10 protein-coding genes and 1 pseudogene are annotated in these 14,884 nt (G+C 71.2%); 4 read left to right on the plus strand and 7 right to left on the minus strand.

Translation table 11 applies throughout. The features are described from left to right. Nucleotides 1–12 precede the first annotated feature (12 nt). The gene (locus ACIP84_RS15730; RefSeq protein WP_401798253.1) at nucleotides 13–3,759 is read left to right on the plus strand and encodes an NACHT domain-containing protein; all 3,747 of its coding nucleotides are present in this window, start codon (nucleotides 13–15) and stop codon (nucleotides 3,757–3,759) included. Nucleotides 3,760–4,045: 286 nt separating this feature from the next. Here ACIP84_RS15730 and ACIP84_RS15735 read toward each other — a convergent pair whose 3' ends face one another. The 6 genes from ACIP84_RS15735 to ACIP84_RS15760 all read right to left on the minus strand — a co-directional run bounded on the left by ACIP84_RS15735 (nucleotide 4,046) and on the right by ACIP84_RS15760 (nucleotide 10,659). Further along, on the minus strand, nucleotides 4,046–4,903 hold the full coding sequence (locus ACIP84_RS15735) for a phosphatase PAP2 family protein (protein WP_355964648.1): 858 nt from the start codon (nucleotides 4,901–4,903) through the stop codon (nucleotides 4,046–4,048). A 62-nt stretch (nucleotides 4,904–4,965) separates the two neighbouring features. Continuing rightward, entirely contained in the window at nucleotides 4,966–5,919 is a 954-nt protein-coding gene (locus ACIP84_RS15740; RefSeq protein ID WP_355964652.1) for a YihY/virulence factor BrkB family protein, read from the minus strand. Next, nucleotides 5,919–7,844, minus strand: coding sequence for a phosphatase PAP2 family protein (locus tag ACIP84_RS15745; RefSeq protein ID WP_401798254.1), 1,926 nt, complete (start codon nucleotides 7,842–7,844; stop codon nucleotides 5,919–5,921). Before ACIP84_RS15745 ends, ACIP84_RS15740 begins: the two co-directional genes overlap by 1 nt. 246 nt (nucleotides 7,845–8,090) lie before the next feature. Further along, nucleotides 8,091–8,264 (minus strand): hypothetical protein, encoded by a 174-nt coding sequence (locus ACIP84_RS15750; protein WP_401798378.1) that lies wholly within the window; start codon nucleotides 8,262–8,264, stop codon nucleotides 8,091–8,093. 122 nt (nucleotides 8,265–8,386) lie between these two features. Beyond that, a complete protein-coding gene (locus ACIP84_RS15755; RefSeq protein ID WP_401798367.1) occupies nucleotides 8,387–9,928 on the minus strand; it encodes a M4 family metallopeptidase in 1,542 nt (513 codons plus the stop codon). Nucleotides 9,929–10,485: 557 nt separating this feature from the next. Continuing rightward, on the minus strand, nucleotides 10,486–10,659 hold the full coding sequence (locus ACIP84_RS15760) for a CsbD family protein (RefSeq protein WP_355969996.1): 174 nt from the start codon (nucleotides 10,657–10,659) through the stop codon (nucleotides 10,486–10,488). A 220-nt stretch (nucleotides 10,660–10,879) separates the two neighbouring features. On the opposite strand from ACIP84_RS15760, the gene ACIP84_RS15765 reads away from it, so the two are divergent. Both ACIP84_RS15765 and ACIP84_RS15770 read left to right on the plus strand, forming a co-directional pair. Further along, nucleotides 10,880–11,041 carry a hydrophobic protein gene (locus ACIP84_RS15765; protein WP_355969994.1) on the plus strand — a complete coding sequence of 54 codons (162 nt, stop codon included), beginning with the start codon at nucleotides 10,880–10,882 and terminating at the stop codon, nucleotides 11,039–11,041. A 214-nt stretch (nucleotides 11,042–11,255) separates the two neighbouring features. Further along, nucleotides 11,256–12,473, plus strand: a complete 1,218-nt coding sequence (locus ACIP84_RS15770; RefSeq protein ID WP_401798255.1) for a phosphatidylserine/phosphatidylglycerophosphate/cardiolipin synthase family protein — start codon at nucleotides 11,256–11,258, stop codon at nucleotides 12,471–12,473. A gap of 162 nt (nucleotides 12,474–12,635) precedes the next feature. Here ACIP84_RS15770 and ACIP84_RS15775 read toward each other — a convergent pair. After that, nucleotides 12,636–12,887: pseudogene (locus ACIP84_RS15775) on the minus strand (pyrimidine dimer DNA glycosylase/endonuclease V); the annotation flags it as partial. Nucleotides 12,888–13,419: 532 nt separating this feature from the next. Between ACIP84_RS15775 and ACIP84_RS15780 the strand changes: the two are divergent. Then, the gene (locus ACIP84_RS15780; protein WP_401798256.1) at nucleotides 13,420–14,664 is read left to right on the plus strand and encodes an NAD(P)/FAD-dependent oxidoreductase; all 1,245 of its coding nucleotides are present in this window, start codon (nucleotides 13,420–13,422) and stop codon (nucleotides 14,662–14,664) included. Nucleotides 14,665–14,884 lie beyond the last annotated feature (220 nt).

Here is a 14,884-nt window from a genome sequence, read left to right on the forward strand (position 1 = left end):
GACCGCGGAAGCGTGGCCTTCCACCACGCCGAGCAGGTGCACTTCCACGTCCCGCACGCGGACGGGGGCGCACCCGCCCTGGTCGTGCACGCGTACCGGACCGGCGAGACGATCTACCCGCCGCCGTCCCCGTCACCGCGCCGGGAACGGACCAAGCCCGCGTGGGCCGTTCTCATGGGTTGCCTGCTCGCCGTCGGTCTCGCCGGGAACGGTGCGGTGCTCGGTTCGGAGACCACGGACCGGTGGGTCGCTGTGGCATGTCTCGTTCTGGGTGCCGCGATCGGGGTCGTTCTCGGACGGTCACGCCTCCGGCGTCGGCCCGAGCAGCCTCCATCGGAGCAGGAGCTGCGCCAGGCGGCCTCGTCGCTGGCGCGGACCCTCACCGAGCAGTACGCGCGGGACCAGGCCGCCGTGCGCATCGACGATCCCGGTCCGCTGCCGGTGCGCTGGGCGGAGGCTCCGAGCGGTCTCGGCGACCACGCGGTGAACTTCGCGGGCGCCGGCGAGGCCGTGCCCCGGCTCGACGGCTCCTTCTCCCACATCGTCCGGACATACGAGAGCCTGCCGCACGGCCGCCTCGTGATCCTGGGCGAGGCCGGTGCCGGAAAGTCGGTGCTGGTCCTCCACCTGGCGGCGGGGCTGCTGGCACGGCGCAAGCCCGGCGATCCGGTTCCCGTCGTGTTCCCGGTCTCGTCGTGGGACCCCGGAGAGGGGACGCCTCTGTGGTGGTGGGCGGCCGGATGGCTCGCCCAGACGCATGCCTGGGTCCTGGCGGACGACGGCTTCCCCGGCTCCGCGCGTGCCATCGCTCACGGCCTCATCACGTCCGGGCGTGTCCTGCCCGTTCTGGACGGCTTCGATGAACTCCCCGACGCCACACGCTCCAAGGCGCTGGCTCAACTGTGCAGAAGTCTGCTTCCGTCCGGCCGTTTCGTCCTCACCAGCCGTACCGCCGAGTTCACCGAGGCGGTGAACGCCGGCGAACTCCGTATCCCCAAGGCGGCGGCCGTCCAGCTCCAGCCGCTGGAACCGGACGAGCTGCGCGCGTACCTGCCGCGCACCAGTCGGGAACGGGACGACTCCACGACGAAGTGGGACCGCGTTCTGGAGCGGATCGCCGCCGTCGACGCGTTCCCGGCCCCGGAGTCCAGCGCCCGAGCGTGCGGCGCCCGAGCCTCCAGCGCCTTGGACTCCGGCGCCCGACCCTCCGGAGCCCCGGACTTCAGCGCCCCGGACTCCGGCGCCCGAGACTCCGCAGCCCCGGACTCCTGCGATTCCGCGGCGCGGCGTCTGCGCGAGGTTCTGCGCACTCCGCTCATGGTCTCCCTGGCCCGAGCCGTGTACAGCGACACCACCGCGCATCCCGACGAGCTCCTGGAACAGAGCGACCTCACCACCCGGGAGGCAGTGGAACGGCATCTGCTGAGCGCTTTCGTCGACACCGCCTACCAGCCGGACCCGGCCGCCGTTCCGGGCCGGCACGACCGCGTGACGCCGGGTCGCGCCCGCGGTTACCTGGTCCGTCTCGCCCGCGGCACCGGGCAGGACATCGCCTGGTGGCGCCTCGAAGAACAGGTGCCGTGGACCTTCCGTGCCCTGCTGGTCTCCCTCCCTCTGGGACTGCTCCTCGCGGCAGCGGTCGCCGCCACCGCCCTGCCCGCGCCGGGGGAGTCGGCCGTCCCGGGCCTCGGACTCCGCGCGGGCCTTCTCACGCTGGTCGCGGCCCTGTGCGCCGGGACGCTCGACTGGATCGGCGAGCACGGAACCGTCGCCCGTCCGCCGCATCGGCTCCACTCGCCCCGCCGTGAGGTGCGCGACTCCCTGCGAAGGAGGCCTGTGGGAGCCGTACTCTCAGCGGTGGTTCCGGTGGCTGGGCTCGCCGTATGGATCTGGGCCGTGGCATCCGGCAACGGCGTCGCCGTCTTCTTCGCCTCGTTCCTGCTGTTCGCGCCGCTCGCGGCCGTCTCACGGGCACTCGCCGTCGTCCGCCGGCCTGCCGACCTGCAGGCGAGTGACCCCGTCACCCTGCTGCGCGAGGACCGCCGCACCACGCTGGCCCTCGCTCCCTTCACCTCCCCGCACACGCGGAGCATGCTGTCCGTGCAGAAGGCGCTGCCCGTCCTGGTGATCCCCACCCTCCTGTTCTGGGGCCTTGGGCGCGGCGCGGACGCCGTCACCCCCTGGCGCTGGGTCGCCGTGTTCGGCGCGCTGGCCGGGTGGTGGTGTCTGTGGAGCTGCGCCATGTCTGCGTGGGGTCGCTTCACGCTGGCACGCTGGTGGCTCGCCTCGACCGGACGCCTGCCCCGGCAGCTCACCGACTTCCTCGCGGACGCGCACCGTCGCGGAGTGCTGCGGCAGACCGGCGGCCTCTACCGGTTCCGGCACATCGAACTGCAGCGCAGCCTGGCAGCGGAGCCGGAGCCCCGGGACGCGGCAGGCCGGACGGGCCGGGCACGGCGTCTCGGCATCGGCGCGCTGTCGGCGGCGATGGGCGCGACCACCGCGGTCCTCCTGGTCGGCTCGGTCTTCTCGGCCCCCGGTGCGATGGGACCACTCCGCATGCTCGCCCCGGCCTGCGAACTGCTTCCGCTCTCGTCCGTGCGTCCCCTCATGGGGCATCCGGGGAGAGGCTTCGGTGGGCAGCAGCCCGTGGACATCTTCTCCGACGCCCGGCATTTCCTCGACGACGGCTTCCGGCAGCCGAAAAGGGCCGACGACCGCCATGCCCGAGCCCGCAGCTCCTGCGTGACGACGGAGCAGTCCGCACTGCGACCCGACACGCAGGTCGTGCTGACCGTGGCCCTCGCCGCCGGAGCGGGGATGACCGACAGTGCCGAGCGCGCGCAGTACGAGGTGGAGCATCCCGGGCTGTTGGATGCCCGGGTACGGAGTTCCGGCACCGGCTGGTCTGTGGCCGCGGGTACGGAGTGGGCGTCGTCTCCCGATCCCCGGTCGCGCCGCGCCGATGAGGACATCCCTGTCGGCTGGGCCCGTGGCCGCGTCGGGAACGCGCTGGTGGCCGTGGACGTGGCGCTGGAGTTCGGCACCGAGCGGCAGGCCCGAGAGGCCGCGGAGACGCTCGTACGACAGGTCCTCGACCGCATTCGTCTCACCTACGGCCTCCAGGCGGGGCCGGTGCCCGAGGGGCGGCCCCTCACACGTGTCCCGGAGAGCGGCATCTCCGACGCATCGCGTTTCGGGGTCTTCGACAGGAAGCGGACGGGCCGGCTCGGCGGTGCCGCATGGGAGGAGGCCGATCCCGCCCGCGTGGTGGCGCTCGACGAACTGGTGGGGTTGCGAGTGCCGCGCGAAGCGCGGTGCTCCACCGGAGAAGGAGAAGGAGAAGGAGAAGGAGACGGAGACGGAGACGGAGGACAGGAGACGGGTACGGGCACGGGTGACGTCACCGGACGGTGGCTCGCCTGCACGGTGAGCCGCGGCCCTGCTGCCGGCTTCCGCATGGACGTTGTGTTCGCCGGCTGCGGCGCCTCCTGCTCGGCTTCCGAACGACGGGCCTTCACGGACCGGCGCCCGGGCAGGACCGTGGCCGACTGGGACCACCACGGCACGGTCGCCCACGACCGTTCCCCCGGCTCCGGCTACCTCTACCGGACGCTCAAGGCGACGTATCACCAGGGGAGGAACGAGGCCGTGCCGCTCGAAGTCCTCCTCTGGCTGCACGTCTCCTCACCCACGTACCCGGATCTCGCCGACAAGATCCTCAACGACGTCTGGTCGCAGACGGAGGCCGGCCGGTGAGGCATCCGTGCGGGCCTGCCCTTCCATGAGCGTCAGGACGACGGCGGCCGGAACGTGCTCGTCGATGCGCTCGGCCCCCGTGGCCGAACGCCGCCACGGCCGGCGTGGCACCACGGCGCATAGCGCACGGTCTCGCGCCTGATGGGGACCACGCCGCCGGAGAGCCACGCGTCTGACCCGACCGCCTCCTCGGCCCGGTGGAGGGCATCCCCGAGCCGGAGCATCGGCCCCGACCAGCCGATCCCGAGGTGCGCCGCCGGCCGCAACGTGAGCGTGGGCCCTCCCGTCACCCGGACCGATGCGTTCCCGGCGGATCACGCCGCTCGTCCGAGGAAACCGAAGCGTCGCGCAGGGACAGGGGCGGTTCCGGCTCGGTCGAGGAGATCTCGGGTTCCAGGCCCTGCGCGGGCGTCGTGCGCCGGCGCCCGGTGTCGAGCCGCCAGGCCTCGAAGACCAGGGTCGTCGCCGTGACCACGGTGACGCCCAGCAGCCACCCCCCGACGACGTCACTCACCCAGTGCACCCCCAGTGCGACCCTGGTGTACCCGACTCCCAGGACCGCGGTGACGGCCAGCGCCCAGGGGAGCGGGCGCCAGGCGCGGGGCACCAGGGGGAGCAGGACCAGCAGAAGGACGGCGCAGGAGGTGGTCGCGGTCATCGCGTGGCCGGAGGGGAAGGAGAAGCCGGGAGCGTGGGACACCGGATCCGGCAGGTGCGGGCGGGCGCGCTCGACCACGTGCTTCGTCAGCAGGCCGATCAGACCACCGGCCACCGCCGTGACGGAGGCCCACGCGGCGAGCCGCCACGCGCGACGGGTCAGCAGCCACACGACCACGACGGCGACCAGCAGGCGCATCGTGACCGGGTCCCACACGTAGCTGGTGAGGAACTCCAGGACGCTCACCCAGACCGGGTGTTCGAGCGCGGTCTGGTGGAGCCGCTCCGCCGTGCTCCGGTCGAGCCGGTGGAGCGGGGGCCAACGGGACTCGACCAGGACCAGCGCGAGCGCGAAGGGGACGGCCACCACGGCCGTGGCGATCGCCGCCAGGACGAGCCGCGCCCCGAAGGTCGCGTCGGCACTGCGGTGCCGGGAGAGCAGGGCCCGCACGCCGGGCCTTCGGACTCGCGTGGTGCGCTGTGCCATGGGGAAGCCGACTTCCTTACGTGTCATGAGGGAGAGCCGCAGCCGGCTCGCGGGGGATGGGGTCAGACGCCGGGGTCCCGGCCCACCGGCTCCTTCACGCCCGCCCGCGTGGCCTCCAGCTGCGCGGCGAACGCGAGCCCGAGGAAGAGGGCGAGGGAGGTCAGGTACGACCACAGGAGCAGGGAGACGATCGCGCTCAGCGGCCCGTAGACGGTGGTGAAGGAGCCGCTGGCGCCGACGTACAGGCTCAGCGCCCAGGTCGCCGTGATCCACAGGAACAGATAGACGACGGCGCCGAAGGCGAGCCAGGTGTACCCCGGTTGGGCACGGCGCGGCGAGAGGCGGAAGATCGCGCTGGTCGCCAGGACGGCCAGCAGGATCCCGATCGGCCAGCGCAGGACCTCCCAGGCTCGGACGGTGCCGGACCCGAGGTGGTAGACCTCCGCGAACGAGTGCGTGAGATCGCTGCCGAGGACCGTGACGACGAAGCTGAGCCCCAGAGGGAACCCGGCGAGCGCGGCCATCACCAACCCCCGGACGTACTTGTGGAGGAACGGCCGGTCGCGCTCGTTCCCGTAGATGCGATTGGCACCGCGCTCCACCTGGCACAGGCTGGTCGTCACGTTCACCAGGGAGAAGAGCAGCCCCAGCCAGAGAGCCGCCTCACCGCCGTCGTCGGCGTGGCGACGGCTCTCGCGGAGGGCGTCGTCGACCAGCTGCTGACTCGGCCCGCTGGTGATCCGGCGTATCGTCAGTTCCGCGACACGGCCGATGTCCTCGGTGTGCAGCACGCTCGACAGGCCGATGGCGGCGATGGCCAGCGGCACGATGGACAGCACGGTCTGCAGGGCCAGAGCGCGGGAGTGGCTGAAACCGTCGGCGTAGCGGAACCGTATGAAGGAGTCCCGGGCCAGCCGCCAGCCTCCGTAGCGGCGCAGCGCGGCCCACGCCTCGTCGCCGGACAGTTCCTCGCCCTGGACGTCACGTCTCTGCGGTACACGCGTGGCGGTGCCCATCATGATCCTGACTGTGTGTGCCTCGGCGCGAGCGGCGCGAGGGCGTCGAGTGGAACGGAACGGTCCGGGACACCGGCGGCCCGTGGCACGCCGTCGCTCCTCGTCGTACGGCGCGGGGCGCGGGCGGCGGCCCGGACCGGAGAGGGCCCCGGAGCGCGCGGCAGTCGTACGAGCAGCGCGCCCGGCTCGGTCTCCACGGTCAGCCGCCGGCCGTCGGTGACGGCGTCCCCGTCGAGCTCCCGGGGCTGCGCCCCTGCGAACCGGATGTCGATGTGTCGGCCGCGGTAGTACGTCAGCGCACCGCCGGCGACGGACCGTCGGCCGACCTCCACGGTGTCGGCCGCGGTGCCTGCCTCCTGTCGCGGCTCCGCGGAGCGCGGGCGCAGGGCCCGGGACATCAGATGCCCGGTCGCGGCGAGCCACCCGGCCGCACCCTCCGGGGCGAAGAGCACGACGTCCAGCCGCCCGCTGTCGGCGCGCGCCCCTGGCAGGAGTTCGACTCCGCCCTGCAGGGTGCCGACGTTGCCGATGACGACCATGCGCGCCCGGTGGCGACGGCGCGGTCCGCCGTCCACCCGGAGCGACACCCGGGTGCGGGGATCGCGGAGGTGCCGGGCCGCCGCGAGGAGGTAGGCGGCCCAGCCCAGTCGCGCCTTGAGTCGCGGTGAGGCGTCGCGGACCATCGCGGCGTCGAAGCCGGCCCCCGCCATGACGGTGAACCGGGCGGGCTCGAGGCGGTCGCCGGAGACGCGCCCCACGTCGATGCCGAAGCAGTCCCCGCCGAGGGCGTCGTCCAGCGCGGTTGCCGGCTCCAGGGGAAGCCCCAGGTTGCGGGCGAGGAGATTCCCGGTGCCGCAGGGCACGACGGCGAGCGGGATCCCGGTCCCGGCCATCACGTCGGCGCAGGCCCGTACGGTTCCGTCCCCTCCGCAGACGACGACCAGGCCGACGGAGACCGAGGGGTCCTCGCCCGGGGTGGTCGCGTCCGGGGTGGTTCCGCCGCCTGGCGTGTTTCCGTTCGGCGTTGTCCCGTTCGTCGTTGTCCCGAGCGGGGTCGTCCCGAGCCGGGTCGTCTCATTCGAGAGTCGCCTGTTCGGCGTTCGGGCGCCGCAGACCTCGGCGAGCTCACCGCTCGGCCGCTCGGCCGTGGTGGTCGTCCACTGCTGATCTCGATGGCCGTGGGACTCCAGGACGGCGCGCACCCGGTCGGCGAGCCGGTCGTCGCAGGCGTGCGGATGGCGGACGACGACGACCCGTCCGGTCGTCCGGTGGCTCGGGGGCCCGGCGGGCGCCGGGTCGGGGGAGGGCCGGCTGCTGCGGTCGTCGTCGGCGCTGTCCGGCGTGCGACCGGCGAGGATGACGGAACCGATGACCAGAAGCGTGAGCGTGCCGTTGACCAGGCCGCCCACGACGTCGGTGGGGTGGTGCATGCCCCGGTACAGCCGAGAGAGCGCGACCAGCGGAGGGACGAGCAGCAGAGCGACCGCGACGACGTACCGCCGGGGGCCCCGCAGACGGGTCAACGCCAGCACGGCCAGCCCTCCGAACAGGGCGACCGAGGCCCCGACGTGGCCGGACGGGAAGCTCGACGTCGGCGGCGCCGCGTCGAGGTGGGGCACGGCGGGGCGGGGCCGCTGCACGCAGACGGTGACGACCAGGAACACCGCGGACTGCACGGCGACCGACGCGCCGAGGAACACGGCCTCCGCCCACCGGGGTGGACCCGGCAGGAGAAGCAGGGCGGCCACGCAGAGCAGCGTGACCGCGATGATCGACTCGGTCCCGGCCAGCACCGACAGTCCGGCTGACACCGCGTCGGCCACGTGGGTGCGGCCGGCGGCGAACCCGCGGCTGACCCGGTCCTCCACCGGGGTGAGCAGGCCGGCCACCGGATCCCTGGTCAACAGCAGACCCAGCCCGACCATCAGAGTCACCTGCGCGGTTACCAGCACCAGAAGCCGAGAAGGTCTCGCGGCCGTGTCCGTCTGCGTCGTCATGACAGACCGCTTTGCCCGTCGCGGCCGGATGATGCCCGTGCCGGGAGAAAACAGTGCCGAGTGCACCGGCCTTGGGCCCGGCGGCCGCGACGGCCTGCCCCCGACGAGGCGGGGGACGTCGACCCAGGGTGGGCCTGAGGCCGCCGACGACGGTACGGGAGGGGCCGCGACGGGTCAGATGGGCTCCGGGCCCTCCGCCACCGCCCGGCGCGCCGCCATCAGGTGAGAGCGCAGGCGTGCGGCGATGTTCTCCGGAATCTCGGGATCCGTGGCCCGCCAGCGTCTGCCGTTGACGATCACGTACCGTCCGTCGGAGGTCCTGGCGGGTTGCCGCGCATCAGCTGTCACCTGCACCAGCTTGGCAGATCGACGGCGCCACGCGACCCGACGCGGAGGCTATGGCGTCGGAGCACCCGAGGAGCGCAGTGGGGGGGCCCGGCTTCGTCCGTGCCGGGCGCCCCCACCGGGTGCTACTTGACGTTGATGGCCGTCCAGGCCTTGGCGACCGCGGTGTACTCGGCGCTCCCCGCCCCGTAGAGGTCGGTGGCCGCGGAGAGCGTGGCGGTGCGGGCACCGGCGTAGTCGGTGGAGGAGGTCATGTACGTGGAGAGGGCCTTGTACCAGATCTTGTAGGCCTTCGTGCGGCCGATGCCCGTGAGGGTGGAGCCGTCGCTGGTGGGGGAGTTGTAGGCGACGCCGTTGATCGTCCTGGCGCCGCTGCCCTCGGACAGGAGGAAGAAGAAGTGGTTGGCCGGGCCCGAGGAGTAGTGGACGTCGAGGCGGCCGACGCTGCTCGACCAGTAGTCGGCGGAGTTGCCGTCGCGGCTGGGCTTGTCCATGTAGCGGAGCGGGGTGCCGTTGCCCCGGATGTCGATCTTCTCGCCGATGAGGTAGTCGCCGGCGTCCGTGGTGTTGGCCGCGTAGAACTCCACCGAGGTGCCGAGGATGTCGGAGGTGGCCTCGTTGAGGCCGCCCGACTCCTTGCTGTAGCGCAGGCCCGCGGTGGAGGCGGTCAGGCCGTGGGACATCTCGTGCCCGGCGACGTCCAGGGAGGTCAGCGGCTTGGTGTTGCCGGCGCCGTCGCCGTACGTCATGCAGAAGCAGGAGTCGGACCAGAAGGCGTTGACGTACGCGTTGCCGTAGTGGACGCGCGAGTAGGCGGCGGCGCCGTCACCGCGGATGCCGTTGCGGCCGAGCTCGTTCTTGTAGAAGTCCCAGGTGACGGCCGCGCCGTAGTGGGCGTCCGCAGCGGCGGTCTCCCGGTTCGTCGCCAGACCGTTGCCCCAGGTGTCCGTGCCGTTGGTGAAGAGGGACCCGGTGCCGTTGGTGCCACCGTTCAGGTCGTACGTCTTGTGTCCGCCACGCGCGGTGTCCGTCAGGGTGTACGAGGCAGCCGTGCCGAGCGTGACCTGACCGCTGTACTGGGTGCGGCCGGTGCCCGTCTCGATCGCCTCGAACGAGTACAGCTCCCTGCCCGAGGTCGCGTCGGTGATGACGTGACGTTCGCTCGGGGTGCCGTCGGCCTGGACGCCCGTGACGGTCGTCTCCCACGCCAGCGTCGGCTTGCCGGTGGCCGCCCAGATCACCTTGCGGGACGAGGCGGGGGCGGCGGACCGGGCGTCGGAGGAGGCGGCGGCGGACTTGCCGGCGGCCGACGCGGTGACGGAGGCGGCGGTGCCGGCCACGGATATGCGGGCGGCGGTCGCCTTGGTGGTGGCACGCGCGCCGTTCTTCTTCTGGTGCACGACGAGGTCGCCACCGAGGACGGGGAGGCCTTCGTAGGTGCGCTCGTACCGCGTGTGCACCGTGCCGTCGGCGTCCTTGACGACATCCCGGACGACGAGCTTCTCCTGGTCGGAGAGGCCGATGGCCCTGGCCGTGGCGGCCGCTCCGGCCTGGGCCTGCTGGACGGCGGCGGCTCGTTGCGTGCCGGAGAGCACGAGCGCGGTCGCGCCGGCCTCACGCTGGGCATCGGCGCTGGCGGGTCCGGTCTGGACTCCGACGACGACCATGGCGGCCGATGCGATCAGGGCGGCGGTGGTGGTGGTACGGCGGTGCGAGGTCTGCTGGCGGGTCACGCGGGCTCCTTCGCTGAGAAGCGTGGGGGGTGTGGGGGGTGTGGTGCGGCTGTGAGCGTGCCAGCGAAGGAGATCGTTTGACAGGTATGCAACAAGGATTTGACCATCTGTTGTCCGAAGGACAGAGAACTGTGTCCGATATACGGCCAGTTGGTTGGCTCTGCAGCCCCTGGGCCCTCGGGCCCCCTTGGCTTCCTGAGCCCCCTCGGCCCCCTCAGCCCCCTCAGCCCTCTCCGGGCCTCTCTGGCCCCTCGGCCCCCTCGGCCGCCTTCCCTCCCTTACGCGAGCGAAGCCACTCGGCCCACTGATGTGGGTGGTTCGCTGCCGTCGGATCCATTGCCCGGGGCCGGCGGTCTGAACGCCGAGGCCGGGGTGCGCCGGAGCCTCAAGTGCCCTGCCGCGGAAGAGGGCCTGGGGCAGGGCCTCCTCCTGACAAGGCCGGGCCCCGACCTGAGGATCAGGTCGGGGCCCGGAGGCGCGTGGGAGGTTCCTCAGCGCTTGAGGTTGTCCTTGACGTCCTCCTTGGCCTCACGTGCCTTGCCCTTGGCCTGGTCCGTGACGCCTTCGGCGGTGAGCCGCTCGTTGCCGACCGTGCGGCCCACGGCCTCCTTGGCCTTGCCCTTGGCCTGCTCGACGTGCGCCTTGCTCTTCTCCGTGCCCGACATCGGGACCTCCTCCTGTATGAACCGAATTGGTCTTGACCGACGCCTGCTCCCGATCGCCGCCCGCAAACCTCAAGTCGTGTCGTTGGTCATCGGAAGGCGCCGGTCCGTTTCTCCCGTGCGCGCGGACCGGGCCCGCGATCCGCAGCCTGGGAAACCCCGCGAAACTCGCACGCATGACCGAAGAGTGGTGGGGCATACGGCGCCTCGGAGGTTGATATCTATGGTTCCCCTGCTTCTCGTTCTTCTGCTCGTACTCATCCTGTTCGGTGCCGGCTTCGCACTGAACGTCCTGTGGTGGGCTGCCGTCGTGGTGCTGGTCCTGTGGCTGATCGGATTCGTCGCCCGGCCCAAGGGCAGCAGCGGCCGCTGGTACCGCTGGTAGTCATGCCGCACGTCCCCGTACGGCACGGCCGTGGGCCCGCTTCCAGACGAACAGCGGGTTCACGGCCGTGCCTGCGGATACACACGCCCCTCCAGGCCGCACCGGACACGTCCTGGTGGGGAAGCAGTACGGAGAAGGCCCGGCCTGCCCCTGTATGCGGCGTTGACGCACTCGGGAAGGGCGGAGCCCCCAAGTCTTGACGGAGGAGTGCGGTATGACCGACCGAGCACAAGTGTTCTCCAGACCAGCGGATGCCCCTGCCGGGAGTGACCAGCCCGATGAGCGGATTCAGCGTATCCGCCGACGGCTTGAGCGGCTCATCGGCATTGCAGCCACCGAGGGCAACGGCGTGCGGCCCCTGCACAACGGGGACGAGATCTTCACCGCGATGCTCGGCGCGATCGGCCGGGCGCGCCACACGATCGACATGATGACCTTCGTCTACTGGCGGGGTGAGATCGCAGGGCGTTTCGCCGACGCCCTGACCGACCGGGCGCGCGCGGGGGTGAGGGTCCGGCTGCTCCTGGACGGCTTCGGCAGTCGGCTCATCGAGCAGGACCTGCTGGACCGGATGAGCGAGGGCGGGGTGGAGGTCGCATGGTTCCGCAAACCGCTCTACCTCTCCCCTCTGAAGCAGAACCACCGATGCCACCGCAAAGTCCTCGTGGTCGACGAGCAGACGGCCTTCACCGGAGGTGTCGGGATCGCCGAGGAATGGTGTGGTGACGCACGCAACCCCGGCGAGTGGCGTGACACCCATGTCGAGGTGCGCGGGCCCGCCGTCGACGGCATAGCCGCCGCCTTCGCGCAGAACTGGGCCGAATGCCACCCGGAACTCTTCGACGAACGCGACCGGTTCGTCAGCCACGAGCCCAGCGGGGGCGCCATCGTGCAGGTGGTCCGCGGCTCGGCCAGCTTCGGCTGGCAGGACATGCAGACCCTGATGCGCGTGATCCTCGAATCGGCCGAGGAGAGGGTCCGTCTCGCCACCGCCTACTTCGCCCCCGACACGTACTTCGTCGACCTGCTGTGTGCCACGGCACGGCGCGGTGTTGCGGTCGAGATCCTGCTGCCCGGCCCTCACACGGACAAGCGCGTGTGCCAGCTGGCCGGTGCGGGCCACTACGAGGCGCTGATCGCCTGCGGCGTGCGCATCCACGAGTACCAGCCGACCATGATGCACGCGAAGGTCGTGACCATGGACGGGGTCGTCTCCCTGATCGGCTCCACCAACTTCAACCGCCGCTCCCTCGATCACGACGAGGAGGTCATGCTCGCCGTCATGGACACCGAGTTCACCGCGACCCTCGACGCGCACTACGACGAGGACCTCAAGGTCAGCGAGCTGATACACCCCGGCCGGTGGAAGCGACGCTCGCTGCTGCGGCGTGCGGGGGAGACCGCGGTACTTCCCATCCGCCGCTACCTGTAGCGGCAGCCGACAGGCCATGGGCCGACATCGCACTCGTCGCGGCTTCGGCCAGCACCCTTCGCGTTCTACGCGTCGTCGGACTGGTACCTCGGCCGACGGGCGCCAGGCACGGCAGTCGTTCATGAGGGTGACGGCGCAGGTGCCGGCACGGCCCTCGGCAGTCCAGACGACGCAGACGTCCACGCCGTACCGCACCAGAGCCTCCCCGTAGGCGGCCCGCATCCTCACCGGCGGGTGCCGGCGCTCCCCGTACGTCGGCACGGTCAGCCCGCGGAACATCCTGCGGTGCCTCGACGCCTGCTTGCCCAGGCGCCTCGGATCCAGAACCACCGCGGAGGTGCGGTACGTCTCGCTCACCTGTGAGCGCGGTCTGTGCCACACACCGTTGGGTCCCGGTGGTTCCGGCGCCCCCACTGCGGTGTGAGCAGTGTCAGGAGGTTCTCCGTCTTCGCGGTGTGGTGCGACGAGGCCCTCCCGCGCGAGCCGCGGGCGTCGGGTCGTCGGCGCGGTGCCGACCGCTGCCGGCCGGTACCGCGACCTCCGGGAATGCGCCTTCCCTGCTCGCGGCTCGATGTGATCGATCAGGATCCGGTGCCGCCGGGGGTTCGGACCGCCTCTACCAGAAGCTTCGTCGCAATAGTCGTGCAGATTGAAACCAATGCATCACGCATCTTCTTATGCGCATAAGCGGAATGGCTTCTTCTTTACCCTTCCTTGGGGTGTTTTAGAAGCTTGATTTTCGGCTCATTTGCTTCGATCAAATCGCCCATCCCGGGACATAATCACGTGGAGTGCTGAATTCCGTCGACTGGATATCACCCTTCCTGCATTACCTTCCCGTGGTGCGTGCTTGACCTGGATCTACCCCTTGCATAGCCTCCGTTTCGCGCTCGCGTTCTGACCAGACCGAGCTTCAGGCCGTTAAGTCGACCAGCAGGGGAAATCTATGTATGACGTCATCGTTGTGGGCGGCCGGTGCGCAGGATCGCCTCTCGCCATGCATCTGGCCCGCCAGGGCCACCGGGTCCTCGTAGTGGACCGGGCCTCCTTCCCCAGTGACACGGTGTCCACCCACTACATCCACCAGGCCGGCCTGCTGCGCCTCAAGGAGTGGGGTCTGCTCGACGAGATCATCGCGGCCAAGACGCCCGCGCTCCGCAAGATGCACTACTCCTACCGAGGCATCGAGCTCAATGGCTTCGCGGAGCCCGTCGACGGTGTCGACGCCGTCTACTGCCCCCGTCGCACCGTGCTGGACGAGATACTCGTCAACGCCGCCCGTCGGGCCGGCGCCGAGGTCGTCGAGGGTTTCACCGTCACCGACGTGGTGGTCTCCGACGGACGCGTCACGGGCATCCGCGGCCGCGAAGGAGACGGCCCGGAACACGAGTTCAGGGCGACGATCGTCGTGGGCGCCGACGGCTTCCACTCCACCGTGGCCAAGAAGGTGGGGGCGGAGCTGTACAACGTGCGCCCCGCCGCCGGGTTCGTCTACTACTCGTACTACAGCGGCCTCGAGTCGTGGGGCCTGCACCACAAGAACGGCTTCAACGAGAAGTGGTTCGGCACCTGGCCGACCAACGGCGATGTCAACATGGTCGCCATCATCGGCGCCAAGCGCCACCTCAAGGAGTTCCGTCAGGACGTCGAGGCCAACTTCCAGGCCGTGATCGACGACGTCTCTCCGGAGATGGGCGAGCAGCTGCGCGACCAGGGCCGGCGCGTCGAGGACTTCCGCCCCATGCGCTACCCGGACAACTACTACCGCCGCGCGTACGGCCCCGGCTGGGCGCTGGTCGGTGACGCCGGCTACCACAAGGACCCCTACACCGGCTGGGGCATCACGGACTCCTTCCTGCACGGTGAGCTCCTCGCCGAGCGGATCCACGAGGGCCTTGCGGGCGAGCGCCCCATGGAGGAGGCGCTGGCCGAGTACAACAAGCTCCGCGACGAGGAGAGCGCCGGCGTCTACGACTTCACGACGACGCTGGGTGAACTCACCGAGCTGCCGCCGTTCTTCAAGGCGACGATGAGCGCGATGAGCAAGTCCCAGGAATGGACCGACAAGATGCTGGGCCTGATCGGCGGCATCGTCCCGGACTACGAGATCTACGCACCGGACGCCCTGGAGCGGCTTTACGACGCCGCCGGCGTGCCGGAGGCCGAGCGGATCTACGACCCCGCCGGCTGACCGAGGCCCGCTGCCTGCCGCCGTCCCCCGGACCGTCCCCGGGGAACGTCGGATCCCGTTCCCGGATCCCGGATCAGCGCCTTTCCGCACCGAGCGCCGGGTGCGCCTCTTCCCGCGCTCACGTGGGTGGCTCACGCGCCCATGCGCGCCGGCCTCGTCAGACACCGCCCCTTCCCCGTCCGTGACGGACACGCGTTCAGGCACCGGGGTCTCCCGACCG

It is taken from the genome of Streptomyces sp. NPDC088707, assembly GCF_044752725.1.
Classification (GTDB): domain Bacteria; phylum Actinomycetota; class Actinomycetes; order Streptomycetales; family Streptomycetaceae; genus Streptomyces.

Coding starts and splice junctions, on each gene's coding strand:
- ACIP84_RS15735 (WP_355964648.1), bottom strand. CDS start 4,903: ATGGCACAGCGCACCACGCGAGTCCGAAGGCCCGGCGTGCGGGCCCTG.
- ACIP84_RS15740 (WP_355964652.1), bottom strand. CDS start 5,919: ATGGGCACCGCCACGCGTGTACCGCAGAGACGTGACGTCCAGGGCGAG.
- ACIP84_RS15745 (WP_401798254.1), bottom strand. CDS start 7,844: ATGGTCGGGCTGGGTCTGCTGTTGACCAGGGATCCGGTGGCCGGCCTG.
- ACIP84_RS15755 (WP_401798367.1), bottom strand. CDS start 9,928: ATGGTCGTCGTCGGAGTCCAGACCGGACCCGCCAGCGCCGATGCCCAG.
- ACIP84_RS15760 (WP_355969996.1), bottom strand. CDS start 10,659: ATGTCGGGCACGGAGAAGAGCAAGGCGCACGTCGAGCAGGCCAAGGGC.
- ACIP84_RS15765 (WP_355969994.1), top strand. CDS start 10,880: ATGGTTCCCCTGCTTCTCGTTCTTCTGCTCGTACTCATCCTGTTCGGT.
- ACIP84_RS15770 (WP_401798255.1), top strand. CDS start 11,256: ATGACCGACCGAGCACAAGTGTTCTCCAGACCAGCGGATGCCCCTGCC.
- ACIP84_RS15780 (WP_401798256.1), top strand. CDS start 13,420: ATGTATGACGTCATCGTTGTGGGCGGCCGGTGCGCAGGATCGCCTCTC.